This is a genomic window from Pseudonocardia sp. P-1 (assembly GCF_058111925.1).
The window spans coordinates 1,023,443-1,038,889 of the sequence record NZ_CM176614.1 but is presented as its reverse complement, the minus strand read 5'-3'; the positions used below and the strand labels follow the sequence as shown (position 1 = coordinate 1,038,889).

At 75.8% G+C, this 15,447-nt stretch carries 11 protein-coding genes and 1 pseudogene; 8 read left to right on the top strand and 4 right to left on the bottom strand.

Translation table 11 applies throughout. The features are described 5' to 3' along the window. Positions 1–3 precede the first annotated feature (3 nt). The 3 genes from AC0GKK_RS04940 to AC0GKK_RS04930 all read left to right on the top strand — a co-directional run bounded on the left by AC0GKK_RS04940 (position 4) and on the right by AC0GKK_RS04930 (position 3,739). Entirely contained in the window at positions 4–600 is a 597-nt protein-coding gene (locus AC0GKK_RS04940; protein WP_251786098.1) for a histidine phosphatase family protein, read from the top strand. A gap of 291 nt (positions 601–891) precedes the next feature. Next, positions 892–2,220 carry an MFS transporter gene (locus tag AC0GKK_RS04935; protein ID WP_489883258.1) on the top strand — a complete coding sequence of 443 codons (1,329 nt, stop codon included), beginning with the start codon at positions 892–894 and terminating at the stop codon, positions 2,218–2,220. A gap of 199 nt (positions 2,221–2,419) precedes the next feature. Then, positions 2,420–3,739, top strand: coding sequence for a GGDEF domain-containing protein (locus tag AC0GKK_RS04930; protein ID WP_489883257.1), 1,320 nt, complete (start codon positions 2,420–2,422; stop codon positions 3,737–3,739). 165 nt (positions 3,740–3,904) lie between these two features. On the opposite strand, the gene AC0GKK_RS04925 is transcribed toward AC0GKK_RS04930, so the two are convergent. Beyond that, positions 3,905–5,284 carry a GGDEF domain-containing protein gene (locus AC0GKK_RS04925; protein ID WP_405417860.1) on the bottom strand — a complete coding sequence of 460 codons (1,380 nt, stop codon included), beginning with the start codon at positions 5,282–5,284 and terminating at the stop codon, positions 3,905–3,907. Positions 5,285–5,953: 669 nt separating this feature from the next. Between AC0GKK_RS04925 and dxs the strand changes: the two genes are divergently transcribed. From dxs to AC0GKK_RS04910, 3 genes are read left to right on the top strand one after another with little or no spacing between them, the layout of a single operon-like run. Further along, positions 5,954–7,894 carry a 1-deoxy-D-xylulose-5-phosphate synthase gene (dxs, locus tag AC0GKK_RS04920; protein ID WP_208820160.1) on the top strand — a complete coding sequence of 647 codons (1,941 nt, stop codon included), beginning with the start codon at positions 5,954–5,956 and terminating at the stop codon, positions 7,892–7,894. Further along, complete coding sequence (locus AC0GKK_RS04915; RefSeq protein ID WP_062404606.1) at positions 7,894–8,571, top strand: response regulator transcription factor; 678 nt, start codon at positions 7,894–7,896, stop codon at positions 8,569–8,571. Before dxs ends, AC0GKK_RS04915 begins: the two co-directional genes overlap by 1 nt. Before the next feature lie 4 nt (positions 8,572–8,575). Next, positions 8,576–9,742, top strand: a complete 1,167-nt coding sequence (locus AC0GKK_RS04910) for a sensor histidine kinase (protein WP_482637216.1) — start codon at positions 8,576–8,578, stop codon at positions 9,740–9,742. Between the two features lie 77 nt (positions 9,743–9,819). On the opposite strand, the gene AC0GKK_RS04905 is transcribed toward AC0GKK_RS04910, so the two are convergent. From AC0GKK_RS04905 to AC0GKK_RS04895, 3 genes are all read right to left on the bottom strand, one after another. After that, positions 9,820–11,001: an HRDC domain-containing protein gene (locus AC0GKK_RS04905; RefSeq protein WP_482638693.1), complete on the bottom strand. Its 1,182-nt coding sequence runs from the start codon at positions 10,999–11,001 to the stop codon at positions 9,820–9,822. An 86-nt stretch (positions 11,002–11,087) separates the two neighbouring features. Further along, positions 11,088–11,741 (bottom strand): LuxR C-terminal-related transcriptional regulator, encoded by a 654-nt coding sequence (locus AC0GKK_RS04900; protein WP_033199956.1) that lies wholly within the window; start codon positions 11,739–11,741, stop codon positions 11,088–11,090. A 325-nt stretch (positions 11,742–12,066) separates the two neighbouring features. Continuing rightward, a complete protein-coding gene (locus AC0GKK_RS04895; protein ID WP_062402372.1) occupies positions 12,067–12,687 on the bottom strand; it encodes a DUF3000 domain-containing protein in 621 nt (206 codons plus the stop codon). A gap of 95 nt (positions 12,688–12,782) precedes the next feature. On the opposite strand from AC0GKK_RS04895, the gene hemE reads away from it, so the two are divergent. Together hemE and hemG are read left to right on the top strand one after the other, a co-directional pair. After that, on the top strand, positions 12,783–13,877 hold the full coding sequence (gene hemE / locus AC0GKK_RS04890; protein WP_251786105.1) for a uroporphyrinogen decarboxylase: 1,095 nt from the start codon (positions 12,783–12,785) through the stop codon (positions 13,875–13,877). Next, positions 13,874–15,426 (top strand): annotated as a pseudogene (hemG, locus tag AC0GKK_RS04885) (protoporphyrinogen oxidase). The gene hemE and the pseudogene hemG overlap by 4 nt, the downstream one beginning before the upstream one ends. Positions 15,427–15,447: the final 21 nt, after the last annotated feature.

Sequence of the window (15,447 nt, the reverse complement as noted above, 5' to 3'; positions counted from 1 at the left end):
CGGGTGCACCTGCTGCTCGTCCGGCACGCGCTGCCCGAGGCCGTCGAGCACGACGACGGCACCCACGCCGACCCGGGCCTCGCGCCGCAGGGCCGGGACCAGGCCGCCCGGCTGGTCGACGCGCTGGCCGGCACCCCGGTCGACGCGCTGCACACCAGCACGATGCTCCGCGCGGTCCAGACCGCCGAGCCGCTCGCGCGCGAGCGCGGTCTCACCCCGCACACCCGCTCCGACCTGCGCGAGTACGACGCCGAACGCTCGCTCTACGTGCCGGTCGCCCGGATGGCGCAGGCCGACCCGGCGGCGTGGGAGCGGATGCGGGCCGGGCACCTGCCCGAGCACGTCGACGGCGCCGCGTTCCGGGCCCGGGTGTGCGCCGGGATCGAGGAGGTCGTCGCGGCCCACCCGGGACGGGCGACGGTGGTCGTCGTCGCGCACGCGGGCGTGGTCAACGCCTATCTCGCCGAGGTGCTGGGTATCGGCCGGGACCTGCCGTTCCCGCTGGACTACGTCGGGATCTCGCGGGTGGTGTGCGCCCGTGACGGGATGCGCAAGGTCCGGACGGTGAACGAGACGGCGCACGTCGCGGACCTGCTCTGATCCCGGTGCGGACCGTTGTGTGACGGTCACGTCGACCGCTTGCCGTCGACCGTTTGCCGTCGATGACGGCCCACGACAGAAATCTGTGACGCCGCTCATACGCCGTTCGCCGCCGTCGTTGCGCCGCCTGGCTTCAGGCGGATCATCGGGGGCGACGACCGGGCGGGGGGTACCTAGGCTCGACGGGAACTCCTGCCCGCCGCCGACGCCGAGGTGGTAGGCCCGTGCCGAGGTCGGGTGCCGGGTCCGCAGCGGGCCACCCACGCCGGACTCCGAAGGGACCCCACGCCGATGGTCGAGCGCGGCGGCTCCGGGACGCGAGGCGACGAGCCTCGCGACCCCGATCCCGCCGCCGGCGTCCGCGGCCCCTTCTCCGTCCCGGACTTCCGCGCGCTGTGGACCGCGGAGGTCCTGTCGGTCGCCGGCGACCAGGTCGCGCGGGTCGCGCTGACCGTCCTGGTGCTGAGCGAGACCGGCTCGGTCGCGTGGTCGGCGGGGGTCTACGCGCTGACCTTCCTGCCCGCCCTGCTCGGTGGGCTGCTGCTCGGCCACCTCGCCGACCGGTGGCCGCGTCGCCGGCTGCTTATCGGGACCGACCTGGTCCGGGCCGGTCTCGTCGTCGCCATGGCCGTGCCCGGTCCCGGGCTGCCGGTCCTGGGGGCGCTGCTGGTGCTGGTCGTCCTGCTGGGCGGCCCGCACACCGCGGCCCGCTCGGCCCTGCTGCCCGACCTGCTGTCCGGCGACCTGCTCGCCCGCGGTCTGGCGCTGCGCCAGGTCTCGGTGCAGGTGGCGCAGGTGGCGGGCTTCGCGGGGGGCGGTCTGCTCGTCGCGACGCTGACCCCGCGCGGCGCGCTGCTGGTCGACGCCGCGACGTTCGTCGGCTCGGCGGTGCTCCTCGCCCTCGGTGTCCGGTCCCGGCACGCGGCGGTCGCGGCCGGACCGTCGGCGGCGACGGCCGCGGCGCTCGCGGCGGCGCCGGGGCCCGGGTCGGCGACGCGGTGGGCGGCCCGGTACGGCGCCTGGTGGCGGACGGCGCTGACCGGCCTGCCGATCGTGTTCGGCCACCCCCGGCGGCGCCCGCTGGCCCTGATGGCCTGGATGCTCGGCATCTTCGTGCTGCCCGAGGCGCTGGCGGCGGCCTACGCCGTCGCGATCGGGGCGGGCCCGGCGGCGACCGGGCTGCTGATGGCGGCCGACCCGGCGGGCAGCGCGGTCGGGGCCCTCGTCGTCGCCTACGTGCTGCCGGCCCGGCTGCGCGAGCGCGGCCTGGTACCGCTGGCCGTCGGGGCGGCGCTGCCGCTCGCCCTGACGCCGCTGGCGGCGGGCCTGTGGCAGGCGGTCGCACTCTGGGCGGTCTCGGGAGCCTGCGCCACGGCCTGCCTGATCGCGGCCCAGTCGGGCTTCGCGCGGGCCACGCCGAGCGCGGTCCGCGGGAGCGCCGTGGGCGTCGCCGCGTCGGGTCTCGTGGCGACCCAGGGGGTCGCGGTCCTCGCCGGCGGGGTACTGGCCGAGTGGACCGCTCCGGCGACGGCGCTCGGTGTGTTCGGTGCGGTGGGGATCGTGCTCGCCCTCGGTGCGTTCCGGATGCTCCGGTCGGCCGGTCCGGGGGCGGTCGCATGACCCCGGCACGCGTCGTTCCCGGTGATCACCAGCCTCGGTTGCGCACGACGTCACCTCCTGTCGTCCGGTATGGCGTCACCGCCGCCAGCTCCGTCACTCATTGTGACGAACCGACGACCATTGTACCCATTCGGGTGATATCGACGGTGTCGCATGAACGCGATGGGCTGATCGGTCCCGTCCTTTCGGGTAGGTGTCCGTGACCGGGATCCGGGGTGGTGACCCCGAACGGCCCCGCTGGCCCTTCCGCGGCCTGCCGGCGCGGGTGCTCGCCGTGCTGGTGCTCGTCGAGCTCACCGCCGTGGTGCTCGTCGTGGCCGACCTGGCCCGGCTGCCGTGGGACCGCGACACCGGCCTGCTGGCGCTGGGTGCACTCGGTCTGGCGGCGCTCGGCGCGGTGCACACCGAGCTGGCGACCGGCATCGAGCGGGTGCGCCGGCGGGTCGCACACGTCTCCTACTTCGACCTGTCGACGGTCTGGACCTTCGCGGCCGCGCTGCTGCTGCCGCCGGGGGTGGCGGGCCTGGTGGTCGTGGCCGTCTACGGCCACCTGTGGTGGCGGGTCTGGCGTCCCGCCGGGGCGCAGTTGTACCGGCACGCCTACACCACCGCGACCGTCGTGCTGGCCGCGATGGCCGCCTCGGTCCTCGTCCCGTCCGAGTCGCTCACCGCGGCCGCGGGGGTCGGTGGCGGGAGCCGGGTGGTCGGCTACCTGTCGCTCCTGCTGGCCATGGCGGTCTACGGACTGGTCAACCAGCTGCTCGTCGCGACCGCGCTGGCGCTGTCCTCGCCATACCGCCCCGACTGGCGACGTCTGGTGGGGGACTGGGACGACCACGTGCTGGAGGGCGCGACGCTGTGTCTGGCGGTGCTGGCCGCGCTCGCCGTGCAGCGCCAGGTGCTGCTCGTGCTGCTGGTCCTCCCGCCGCTGCTGGTGCTGCACCGGGCGGTGCTGATCCGGCAGCTGGAGGAGCGGGCGAACACCGACGCCAAGACCAACCTGCTGACCGCCGTCGCGTGGCGAGCCCGGGCGCACCGGGCGCTCGCCCGGGCGCGACGCCAGCGCGGTGCGGTCGCGGTGCTGATCCTCGACCTGGACCACTTCAAGGCCGTCAACGACGGCTACGGCCACCTCGCCGGCGACGAGGTGCTCTCCGCCGTCGCCGGGACGCTGAAGGCCCAGGTCCGCGAGGTCGACCCGGTCGGGCGCTTCGGCGGGGAGGAGTTCGTCGTCCTGCTGGCCGGGCTGCCGGTGGGGCCGGAGGGGCGCGAGCTCGCCCACAACGCGGCCGAGCGCATCCGGCGGACCGTCCGCTCGCTGGCCGTGGACGTCGACGGCCCGGGCGGCGGCATCACCATCTGCGACCTGTCGGTGTCGGTCGGGGTCGCGGTGACCGGCGGCGACGGCGAGTCCCTCGACGAGCTGCTGCAGGTCGCCGACCACGCCCTCTACGCGGCCAAGCGGGCCGGGCGCGACCAGGTCCGGACCGGGCGCGACGGGAGCGTCCCCGGCCGCTGACCCCCGGGCGACCGGGGCCGCCGCACCGGGGCCCCGGGCCGGCGTGGGCGACGGGGGATGGGTCGCCGGGCACGACGGGCTCCGGGCCGCCGGGCCACAGGGGACACCGAGCCGTTGCGGCTGATCGGCTCCGTCCCGGAGGGAACGGGCGTCGGCGCGGGAACGTCAGGCGTGTTCGGGTTCGGCCGGGAAGGTGTGGCGCCCGATCCGCACGGCGTCGCGCCCGGCCCGCTTGGCCGCGTAGAGCGCGGAGTCGGCGACCTCGAGCAGGCCGGTCAGGGCGTGGCCGTCGTCGGGGAACAGCGCCCCGCCGATCGAGACGGTGATCCCGGCGCCGGCCCGGGGCGACGGACGGCCGTCGCTCCGGGCGGCGCCCGGGGACGGTGCGGGCAGCCGCTGGGCCGGGACCCCGTCCGGCGGTGCCACCGGGCCGGAGCCGCCCGCGATCCGCCTGCGCAGCCGCTCGGCGATCTGCCGGACCTCCTCGCGCCCGTCGTTGCCGGAGAGCCGGGGGAGCAGCACGACGAACTCCTCCCCGCCGAACCGGCCGACGAGGTCGTGGTCGCGCAGCTCCTCGCGCAGCATCTGGGCGGTGGCGGCGAGGACCTGGTCGCCGTAGAGGTGGCCGTGCGTGTCGTTGATCTCCTTGAAGTGGTCCAGGTCGAGGATCAGCAGCGCCGCGGGCCGCCGTTCGCGTTCGGCGAGGGTCAGCTCGTGGGTCCCGCGCAGGTGCCAGGCCGCGTGGTTGAGCAGCCCGGTCTTGGCGTCGGTGTCGGCCCGTTCGCGCAGCTGGCGGACCAGGATCGTGCGGTGCAGGGCCAGGATGGGCGGCACCGCGAGCAGCGCGACGAACGGCCCGCTCGCGGCCAGCGCCCCCGCCGTCAGCGCCCCCAGGCAGAGGGTCGCCAGCTCCAGGGTGAGCTCGTCGCCGCCGAACAGGATGCGCACCACCCGGGTGTCCGGGCTGGCCACCGCGACCACGCCGAGGACCAGGCAGGTGTTGACGACGGTGTAGGTCAGCAGCGCGAGCAGCAGCGCGAGGGTGCCGGGCAGGCTGCCGTAGAGCTCGCCGGGCCGGGTCGCGGCGAGCACCCCGGCCGCCGCGTGCACGGACAGGATGACCGTCGCGGTGCTGTAGACCTCGCGGTAGACCGGCCTGCGGTCCGGGGGCGGCACCGGCCGCAGCACCCGGACGTAGAGGTGGGTGTAGACCACCACCACCACGAACGCGCCCAGTACCGGCGGCAGCAGCAGGGCCGAGGCGAAGGTCCAGACCGAGGTCAGGTTCACGTGGTGGGTCTCGGCGGTGTAGCGCCGGATGCGTTCGACGCCGGCCACGACCTCGGTGTGCAGGATCCCGGCCACGGTCAGCGTGGCGAGCAGCACCAGTGTCGCGTGGTCGAGCCGGGGCGGGTTCAGCAGCCCGGCGAGCACCAGGCAGACCGCCAGCAGTTCCACGGCGAGGACCGGGCCGAGCAGCCGTCCCGGGATGGACCAGATCGGCCAGCGGGTGACCTGGTGCAGCCGGACCGGTTCCGGGGCCATACGTCCCTCCCTCGCCGGCGTCGTCCCACCCGATCCTGCCCGTCCGCGGCAGCGACCGGCGTGCCGCCCCTCCGTGATCCTAACCGCACCCGTCGCCGTCTGTGATCGATACGGCTTCGTGATCGTGTCGTAGCTGCTCGGACGAGTGGTGTGATCACGCTGAGTGCCGGCCGCACGGCCGGACCGGTGATTGTTGATATCGCAATGGTGCTCCCTGGTTTGTTCGCGGGTCGACGGCGGGTCACCCTTTTCGGCGGCGGCACCGGTGAATGCGTGAGAGACCATGTCGGTATGCCGGTAATCGCTGTCCCGTGATGTCACGACGGCGCCACGACGTGGGAGATGTCGATCAGGAAAGGGGTGTCCGATGCGCAACTGGGGTTGGTGAACGCGTCCGCGGTAAGGGCCGCGGCCATTGTGTCGATCAACTGTGGGTCTGAGTGCGAAAGGAGATCGACAATGCGTAACTGGGGTTGGTGAGAACAGTGGACGTACCGCGTCGCAGCACGGGACGCGGCGGGCACCGTCCGGGTGACGGTCGACGCCCGCCGCGCCCGGCAGCGCCATCGGGTCGCCTCGGCTACCGGTCCGTAGAGTGGGACCACGAGTCGATGCCGGTCCTCCGTGGTGGAGGACGCCCGAACGGGGCCGGCGGCGAGGAGGCAGTACGTGACGACGAACCGGGGACTCTCGGCGATCCGGCGCCCGGCCGATCTGCGAGGGCTCGGGCCCGACGAGCTGACCTCGCTCGCGGCCGAGATCCGTGGGTTCCTGATCAAGGCGGTGTCCCGCACCGGGGGCCACCTGGGGCCCAACCTGGGTGTGGTGGAGCTGAGCATCGCCCTGCACCGGGTCTTCGAGTCCCCGCAGGACACCCTGATCTGGGACACCGGGCACCAGGCGTACGTGCACAAGCTGCTGACCGGCCGTCAGGAGGGCTGGGACCGGCTGAAGAAGACCGGCGGGCTGTCGGGCTACCCGAGCCGCGCCGAGTCCGAGCACGACCACGTCGAGTCCAGCCACGCGTCGTCGTCGCTGTCCTGGGCCGACGGGATCGCCCGCGCGCACGCCCTGACCGGGGTCGACCGGCACGTCGTCGCCGTGATCGGCGACGGGGCGCTGACCGGTGGCATGGCCTGGGAGGCGCTCAACAACATCGCGGCCGGCGAGGACCGCAACGTCGTGGTCGTCGTGAACGACAACGGCCGCTCCTACTCGCCGACCATCGGCGGGCTGGCCGACCGGCTCGCGTCGCTGCGGCTGCAGCCCGGCTACGAGCGGGTGCTCGAGGCCGGCAAGCGCACCGTCCGCGGCACCCCCGTGGTCGGGCCCGCGCTCTACGCCGGCCTGCACGCGTTCAAGGCCGGGGTGAAGGACGCGCTCTCCCCGCAGGAGCTGTTCTCCGACCTGGGGCTCAAGTACTTCGGCCCGGTCGACGGCCACGACATCGGCCAGCTCGAGTCGGCGCTGCGCCGGGCGAAGCGCTTCGGCGGGCCGGTCATCGTGCACACGGTCACCCGCAAGGGCAACGGCTACCCGCCCGCGGAGAACGACGAGGCCGAGCAGATGCACAGCCCGGCCGCGTTCGACCCGGAGACCGGTCTGCCCACCGGCACCCCGGTCACCGGCTGGACCGACGTGTTCGCCGAGGAGATGGTGGCGCTGGGGTCGCGGCGCACCGACGTCGTCGCCATCACCGCGGCGATGCTCGGCCCGACCGGCCTGGCGCCGTTCGCGGCCGCCCACCCGGACCGCATCGTCGACGTCGGGATCGCCGAGCAGCACGCGCTGACCACCGCCGCCGGGCTGGCCCGGGCCGGGCGGCACCCCGTCGTCGCGCTGTACTCGACGTTCCTCAACCGCGGTTTCGACCAGCTGCTGATGGACGTGGGCCTGCACCGCGAGCGCGTCACGCTGGTGCTGGACCGCTCCGGGGTCACCGGCAGCGACGGCCCGTCGCACAACGGGATGTGGGACCTGTCGCTGCTGGGCATCGTGCCCGGCATGCGGGTCGCGGCCCCCCGTGACGAGGAGACCCTGCGCGAGGAGTTCCGGGAGGCCACCGCGGTCACCGACGGCCCGACCGCCCTGCGCTACCCCAAGGGCTCGGTGATCGGCTCGGTGCCCGCGCTGCGCCGCCTCGACGGCCCGGCCGGGGTCGACGTGCTGCACGAGCCGTCCGACGGGCGCTCCCAGGTCCTGCTGGTCTGCGTCGGGGCGTTCGCGAAGGCCGGCGTCGCCGTCGCGCAGCGGCTCGCCGACCAGGGCGTCGACGTGACCGTCGTCGACCCGCGGTGGGTGCTGCCGGTCCCGCGGGAGCTGCTCACGCTGGCCGCCGACCACCAGCTCGTGGTCACCGTCTCCGACTGCGGCACGCACGGCGGGTTCGGCTCCGCGCTGTCCGACGCGCTGCGCGCCGCCGAGCTCGACGTGCGCCAGCGCGACCTCGCGCTGCCCCAGGAGTACCTGGAACACGGCAGCCGCGACGACGTGCTCGCCGCGACCGGGCTGACCGAGCAGGACATGGCCCGCCGGATCACCGAGTGGGCGGCCGCGGCGGTCCCCTCGACCCCCGAGGACGCCGTTCCCGGGCGGGAGCGCACCCGCTGATGCGCGTCATCGTCGTCGAGGACGAGCCGGCGATGGCCGACGCCGTCGTGCGCGGCCTGCGCCGGGACGGGATGGCCGTCGACGTGGCCTACGACGGCGACGAGGGCTCGGAGAAGCTGTCGGTGACCCGCTACGACGTCGCCGTCCTCGACCGGGACCTGCCCGGCCGCAGCGGCGACGACCTGTGCGACGAGCTCGTCGCCGCGGGCGGCCTGACCCGGGTGCTGATGCTCACCGCGTCGGGCACCCCGGCCGACAAGGTCGAGGGCCTGTCCCGTGGCGCCGACGACTACCTGGCCAAGCCGTTCGACTTCCCCGAGCTGGTCGCCCGGGTCCGGGCGCTCGGCCGCCGGGCGACCCCGGCGGTGCCGCCCACGCTGCGGGCAGGCGACGTCGTGCTGGACCCGGCCCGGCGCACCGTGCTGCGCTCCGGGCGGCCGGTCGAGCTGACCCGCAAGGAGTTCGGCGTGCTGGAGGTCCTGCTCGCCGCGGGCGGGGCCGTGGTGTCGTCGGAGGAGCTGCTCGAACGCGTCTGGGACGAGAACGCCGACCCGTTCACCACCACGGTGCGGGTCACCGTCATGACCCTGCGCAAGAAGCTCGGTGCGCCGGGTCCGATCGACACCGTCGTCGGTGCCGGGTACCGGGTGCCCGCCGACGGGACCCCCACGGCGTGACGGCGTGGGCGCCCTCCGGCCGCGGCTGACGCTGCTCGCGACGGCGCTCGTCGCCGCGGTCGCCGCGCTGCTGCTCTGGCTCGGCTGGATGCTGGTCGGCGCGGTGGTCGCGGGCACCCCGGCGCTGCCCGGGACGGTGTTCGTCGGCGGGGTCGCCGTGCCCGCCGAGACCGCCCGCGACGCGGTCGCCGCCGCGGCCCGCGCCGAGGTGCTGCGGGCCGGGCTGATCGCGTTCCCGCTGGTCGTCGCGGCCGGGGCGGTCACGTCCTGGGTGCTGGTCGGGCGGGTGCTGCACCCGCTGCGCCGGGTCGTCGAGACCACCTCGCGGCTCTCGGCGAGCTCGCTCGACGAGCGGGTCGCGCTCGCCGGTGCCCGCGGCGAGGTCGCCGAGCTGGCCGCCGCCGTCGACGCGATGCTGGACCGGCTGCAGGCCGCGTTCGACGCCCAGTCCCGGTTCGTCGCCAACGCCGGGCACGAGCTGCGCACCCCGCTCGCGGTGCTGCGCACCGAGATCGACGTGACGCTGCAGGACCCCGACGCCGACGCCGAGGAGCTGCGCCGGATGGCCGGGGTCGTCCGGGAGGCGGGCCGCCGCTGCGACGAGCTGGTCAGCGGGCTGCTGCTGCTCGCCCGCACCGAGGCCGGGGGAGCGATGCCGGGCTCCGACCGGGTTCCGGTGGACCTGGCCGCGCTCGTCGCCGCGGAGCTCGCGGCCGTGGCCGGGGACGTCGCCGTCCGCGGCCTGGTCGTGCGCACCGACCCGCGGCCCGCGACGACCCGGGGCAACGAGCCGCTGCTGCGCCGGATGGTGGCGAATCTGCTGGAGAACGCGGTGCGGCACAACCGCGACGGCGGCTGGATCGAGGTCGGCTGCGGGACCGGCGCGCCGGAGCCGGGGGTCGTGCTGCGGGTCGCGTCGTCCGGGCCGGAGCTGGCACCGGACAGGGTGGCCGAGCTGTTCGAGCCGTTCCGGCGGGGCCCGGTGGCCCGCACCGCCCACACCCGCGGCTCCGGGCTGGGGTTGTCGATCGTGCGGTCGGTGGCCTCCGCGCACGGCGGGTCCGTGCACGCCGAGGCGGTGCCCGGCGGGGGACTGGAGGTGCACGTCGCGCTGCCCGACGACAGCACGGCCCCGGCGCCCTCGGGCGGGGCCCCGGTCCTCGCCCGCTGACCGGAGGCCGGCCCGGTCCGGGTGACTCACCCGGGCGGGTGTCTCCACCGGGACGCGGGCGGGGAGGCCCCGGCGGCTCAGCGGGCCCGGGTGGCCAGGGCCGGTTCGAGCAGCGGGGCGAGCAGCTCGACCTGCCACGGGCGGGCGCCGCCGGCGACCAGGGCGGCCGGGAGGTCGCCGTCGGTGGGCGGGGTCCAGCAGACCCGGCGCAGCAGGTCGGGCTGCAACAGGTTCTCCACCGGCACGTCGTGCTGCTCGGAGACCGTGGTCAGTGCCGCGCGGGCGGCGGCGAGCCGGGCCGCGGCGTCGGGGTCGCGGTCGGCCCAGCGCGACACCGGCGGCGGGCCGTCGGTGGTGGCGGCGCCGCGCGGCAGTTCGGTCTCGGGGAGGTCGGCGGCCCGGCGCAGCGCGTCGAACCAGTAGCGGGCCAGCCTGCGCTGGGAGCGTCCGCGGAACACCGGCAGCTCGGCCAGTGCCTGCGGGGAGTCGGGGTTGCGCACCGCGGCGTCGACGATCGCGGCGTCGGGCAGGACCCGGCCGGGGGCGATGTCGCGCTCGGCGGCGAGGGAGTCACGCGCCTGCCACAGCTCCCGGACCGCGGCGAGCGGGCGGGGACGGCGGACCTTGTGGATGCCGGAGGTGCGCCGCCAGGGCTCCGCGCGCGGCGGGGGTGGCTGGGCGGTGCGGACCGCCTCGAACTCCTGGCGTGCCCAGTCGAGCTTGCCCTGCTCGTCGAGCATCCGGGTCAGGACCGTGCGCAGGTCGACGAGCACCTCGACGTCGAGCGCGGCGTAGACCAGCCAGTCCTCGGGGAGCGGGCGACGCGACCAGTCGGCGGCGCCGTGCCCCTTCTCCAGGCCGAGACCGAGCAGGTTCTCCACCATCGGGCCGAGTCCGACCCGGGGCAGCCCGGCCAGCCGGCCGGCGAGCTCGGTGTCGAACAGCGACGCCGGGCGCAGGTCCAGCTCGGCCAGGCACGGGAGGTCCTGGGAGGCCGCGTGGAGCACCCACTCCGGGCCGTCGAGGGCCTCGGCGAGCGGGCCCAGCTCGCCGCGCAGCGGGATCGGGTCCACCAGCGCGGACCCGGCCCCGGCACGCCGGAGCTGCACCAGGTAGGCACGCTGGGAGTACCGGAAGCCGGAGGCACGCTCCGCGTCGACGGCGACCGGGCCGCTGCCGCCGGCGATCGCCGCGGCCACGCGGGCGAGGTCGTCGGCGGTCGCGGTGACCGGGGGGAGGCCGTCGGCGGGACGGAGCAGCGGTACCGGATCGGGTGAACCGTCCGGAGTCGCCGAGACCGGCGGCCGGGTCGTGTCCGTACCGCCGGCGGCGCCGGTCCCGGGAGTCAGCGAATGACCCCCGCGCGCATGGCGAGCGCGACCATCTGGGCGCGGTCGCCGGTGCCGAGCTTGCGGCCGATCCGGGAGAGGTGGCTCTTCACCGTGAGGGCGGAGAGGTTCAGGGCCTCACCGATCTCCTTGTTGGACTGGCCGTCCGCGACGAGCTGCAGCACCTCGACCTCGCGGGCCGAGAGCTCCCGCGGGGTGTTGTCGGTGCCGGGCACGCGGGACCCGGTGGCGAGCAGCGGGGCGACCGTCGGGTCGGCGTAGACGCCGCCGTCGAGGACCCGCTTGACGCCGTCGGTCACGACCGAGGGCGAGGCCGACTTGAGCAGGTAGGCCTGCGCGCCGGCCTGGAACGCCGAGCGGACCGCGTACGGGTCGTCGGAGGAGGCGAGCACGACCAGCCGGTTCCAGCCCAGCGAGCGGAGCTCGCTGACCAGGTCCAGCCCGCTGCCGTCCGGCAGGGTCAGGTCGAGGATCGCGAGGTCGCAGGGACCCGCGGCGTGGGCGCGGGCCCGCGCCTCGGTGACCGAGGCGGCCTCGTGCACGGTGCCCGCTCCCATGGAGCGCAGCCGTCCGGCGATCGCCTCGCGGAGCAGCGGGTGGTCGTCCACGACGAGAACCGTGAACAGCTCCTCCCGCGGCTGCGGGACGATCCCCGGCGAGAGCACTGCTCCACCGATCGGAGCGCCACCTGGGGTGGTGCTGCCGGAGCTCTGCGCCGGCACTTGCTGGCCAAGTACAGCCACGTCGTCAACCTTCCTGGAGTCGGTCGTACGCCCCCGACCAACACCGGAACCCGAGGGACGGAGAGTGGCGCTCGGCCGCCCGGGCGGGTGCCATGGAAGAGATGGTATCCCTCCATGCGGCCTAACGTCTGGTGTGCATTCGTCTTTCCGGCCTGGAAAGTTACATGCATGTGGGCGCGGTCCCACCCCTCCGGGTGAAAGATTTCCGACGCATGCCGTTGACCTGCGACGTTCAGCCGGGTGATCGGCTCAACGGCACTGCGCCGACCGGCGGCAGACCCGCAGCGGTCGACACCAGGGACGCGAACGCGACGGCGTGTCGGGACAGATCGCCGTCGCTCTCCGTGGGCGACCAGGAGGCGCGCAGCTCGACGTCGTCCTCCCGCGGCGGCCCGTCGCCGGGGCCGCCACCGCCGCCGCTGAGCCCGCCGAAGCGGACCGACGAGGTCTGGGTGACGGTCCCGCCGAGCGCGGTGAACCCGGCGCCGGCGTGCTCGAGGGCGTCGGTCAGCCAGGACCAGCCGATCCGCGGGAGCATGTCGTCGCCGAGCTGGCCGGGCTCCAACCGGGCCTGCACGAAGCAGACCAGCCGGAAGGTGCCCTCCCAGCGTTCCTGGCCGTCGGGGTCGTGGAGCAGGATCAACCGGCCGGAGGTGTCCGGCTCGTCGAGGTCGTCGGTCCCGTCGCCGCGGTGCCCGATGTCGGCCTCGACGCTGGTCGCCCAGCTGTACGGCGCGAGCCGGGGAGGGGCCTCGAGCGGCCGCACCACGAGCTCGGGGCGCGGTCGGACCGACGCGAGCGAGCGGACCGCGCTGCGGAACGCTGCTGGTGGTGGTGAGTTCGGGTCCGGCACGGCGTCGGACTCTAGGGTGCGACACCCGTCGTCCCTGGCAGGCGCGCCGGGGCGCCCGAGCACCGGCCCGGTCCGCGTGGGATCATCAGGAGGTCATGACTGCAGGCATCGTCTCCGCGCCCCCCGCCCGCCGCGACCTCGCGGGAGCACCGTTCCTCGACGCAGCGCGCGGTGCGACGCCGTCGCGGCTGCCGGTCTGGTTCATGCGCCAGGCGGGTCGCTCGTTGCCGGAGTACCGGGCCCTGCGCCGGGACAACGCGATGCTCGAGGCGTGTCTCACCCCGGACCTGACCTGCGAGATCACCCTGCAGCCGGTCCGCCGCCACGACATGGACGCGGCCATCCTGTTCTCCGACATCGTGGTGCCGCTGTACCTGGCTGGCATCGGGGTGGACATCGTGCCGGGCACCGGACCCGTCGTGGACTCGCCGGTCCGCACCGCCGCCGACGTCGCGGCGCTGCCCGAGCTGGCGCCCGAGCAGGTGGCGCGCGTCACCGAGGCGATCGGCCTGCTGCTGCCCGAGCTGGGCCGCGTCCCGCTGATCGGGTTCGCGGGCGCCCCGTTCACCCTCGCCTCCTACCTCATCGAGGGCGGCCCGAGCCGCAACCACGAGCGGACCAAGTCCCTCATGCGCTCGGCCCCCGACGTGTGGCACGCCCTGCTCGGCAAGCTCGCCGTGCTCACCGGCACGTTCCTGCAGCAGCAGGTCGCCGCCGGGGTGGACGCGGTCCAGCTGTTCGACTCCTGGGCGGGCGCGCTGTCCGAGCGCGACTACCGCGAGTTCGTGCTGCCGCACTCCGCCGCCGTGCTCGGCGCGCTCGCCGGGGCCGGCGTGCCGCGGATCCACTTCGGGGTCGGCACGGCCGAGCTCCTGGGTGCGATGACCGACGCGGGCGCCGACGTGATCGGCGTCGACTGGCGGACCCCGCTCGACGTCGCGGCCCGCCGGGCCGGCGGCGCGGTGCCCGTGCAGGGCAACCTGGACCCGGCGGTGCTGTTCGCCGGTCAGGAGGCCGTCGACGCCGAGGTCGTGCGGATCGCCGCCGAGGGGGCCCGCACCCGCGGGCACGTGTTCAACCTCGGCCACGGTGTCCTGCCCCCCACCGACCCGGACGCGATCACCCGGACCGTCGAGACGGTGCACGCCCAGCCCGTGGCCGGGCCGACGGGCGACCGTCCGTCGCGATGACCCGCGTCGCCGTCGTCGGCGGCGGTGTCTCCGGTCTGGCCTGCGCGCACCGGCTGCGCACGCTGCTCGGCCCGGCCGCCGAGATCGTCGTGCTCGAGCAGCGTGACCGGCTCGGCGGTGTGCTGCGCACGGTCGACCTCGCGGGGGCGCCCTTCGACGTCGGCGCCGAGGCCTTCCTCGTCCGCCGCCCCGAGGTCCCCGCGTTGCTCACCGAGATCGGGCTGGCCGACGCGCTCACCCACCCCACCGCGGCGACGGCGACGATCCGCGCCGGCGGGCGGACCGTCGGCCTGCCCCGCGGCACGCTGATGGGCGTGCCCGGTCGTGACGCCGACCTCGGGGGAGTGCTGTCCGACGCCGGACGGGCCGCGGTCGCCGCCGAGCCGACCACGCCGCTGGACTGGGACCCGGGCACCGATGTCGCGCTCGGGGCGCTGCTGCGCCGCCGGTTCGGCCCCGAGGTGGTCGACCGGATCGCCGACCCGCTCCTGGGCGGTGTCTACGCCGGGCGGGTCGACCGGCTCGGCCTGCGCGCCACCGTCCCGGCGCTGGCCGCCGCGCTCGACGCCGGGGCCGGGTCGCTCACCGAGGCGGCCAGTACCGGGATGGCCGCGTCCGGCCAGCGCAGCGGCACCCTCGCCGCCGGGACACCGGCCGCGGGGTCGGCGCCACCACACCGCCGGTCGCGGGGAGCCGGGTCACCGGGAGCCGGGCCGCCGTGCCGACCGCCGCCGCGGGCTCCGGGGCCGGCCCCTCCGCGGTGCCACAGCCGGTGGCCGCGGGACCGGTCTTCGGTGCCGTGCGCGGCGGCTACCGCGAGGTGATCGCCGCACTCGTCGCCGCGTCCGGGGCCCGGGTGCGCACCGGCGTCACCGTGCGGGAGCTGCACCGCCGCCCCGACGGCTGGCGGCTCGTCCTCGGACCGGTCCCGCAGCCGGAGGCGCTCGACGTCGACGCCGTCGTCCTCGCCGTCCCCGCCCCCGCCGCCCGCCGGCTGCTGGAGCCGGTCGCCCCGGCCGCGGCCGCCGCGGCCGGGCGGATCGAGCTCGCCTCCTCCGCGGTCGTCGCGCTCGCCTTCCGGGCCGCCGACGTCACCGGCATGCCCGGCACCTCCGGCTGTCTGGTCGCCGCGGACGAGCCCCTGTCGGTCAAGGGCGTCACCCACGCGTCGACGAAGTGGGCCCACCTCGGTGAGGACGGCCTGGTCCGGCTCCGGGCCTCGATCGGCCGGTTCGGCGAGGAGGCGGGCCTGCAGGTCGACGACGCCGAGCTCGTCGCCCGTGTCCGTGCCGACCTGGCCGTGCTCGACGGCGTCGACGCCGTCCCGGTCGCGTCGTTCGTGCAGCGCTGGGGCGGCGGTCTGCCGCAGTACGGCGTGGGGCACGGCGGGGTCGTCGACGCGCTGGAGTCCGCCGTCGCCGCCGTCGGGGGGCTGGAGATCGCCGGGTCGATGCTGCACGGGGTCGGCGTCCCCGCCTGTGTCGCGACCGCCCGGGCCGCCGCCGAGCGGCTCGCCCCGGCCCTGCCCGCCGCACGGACCGGTCGCTGAGGGCACCCTCACCGGCCGCGT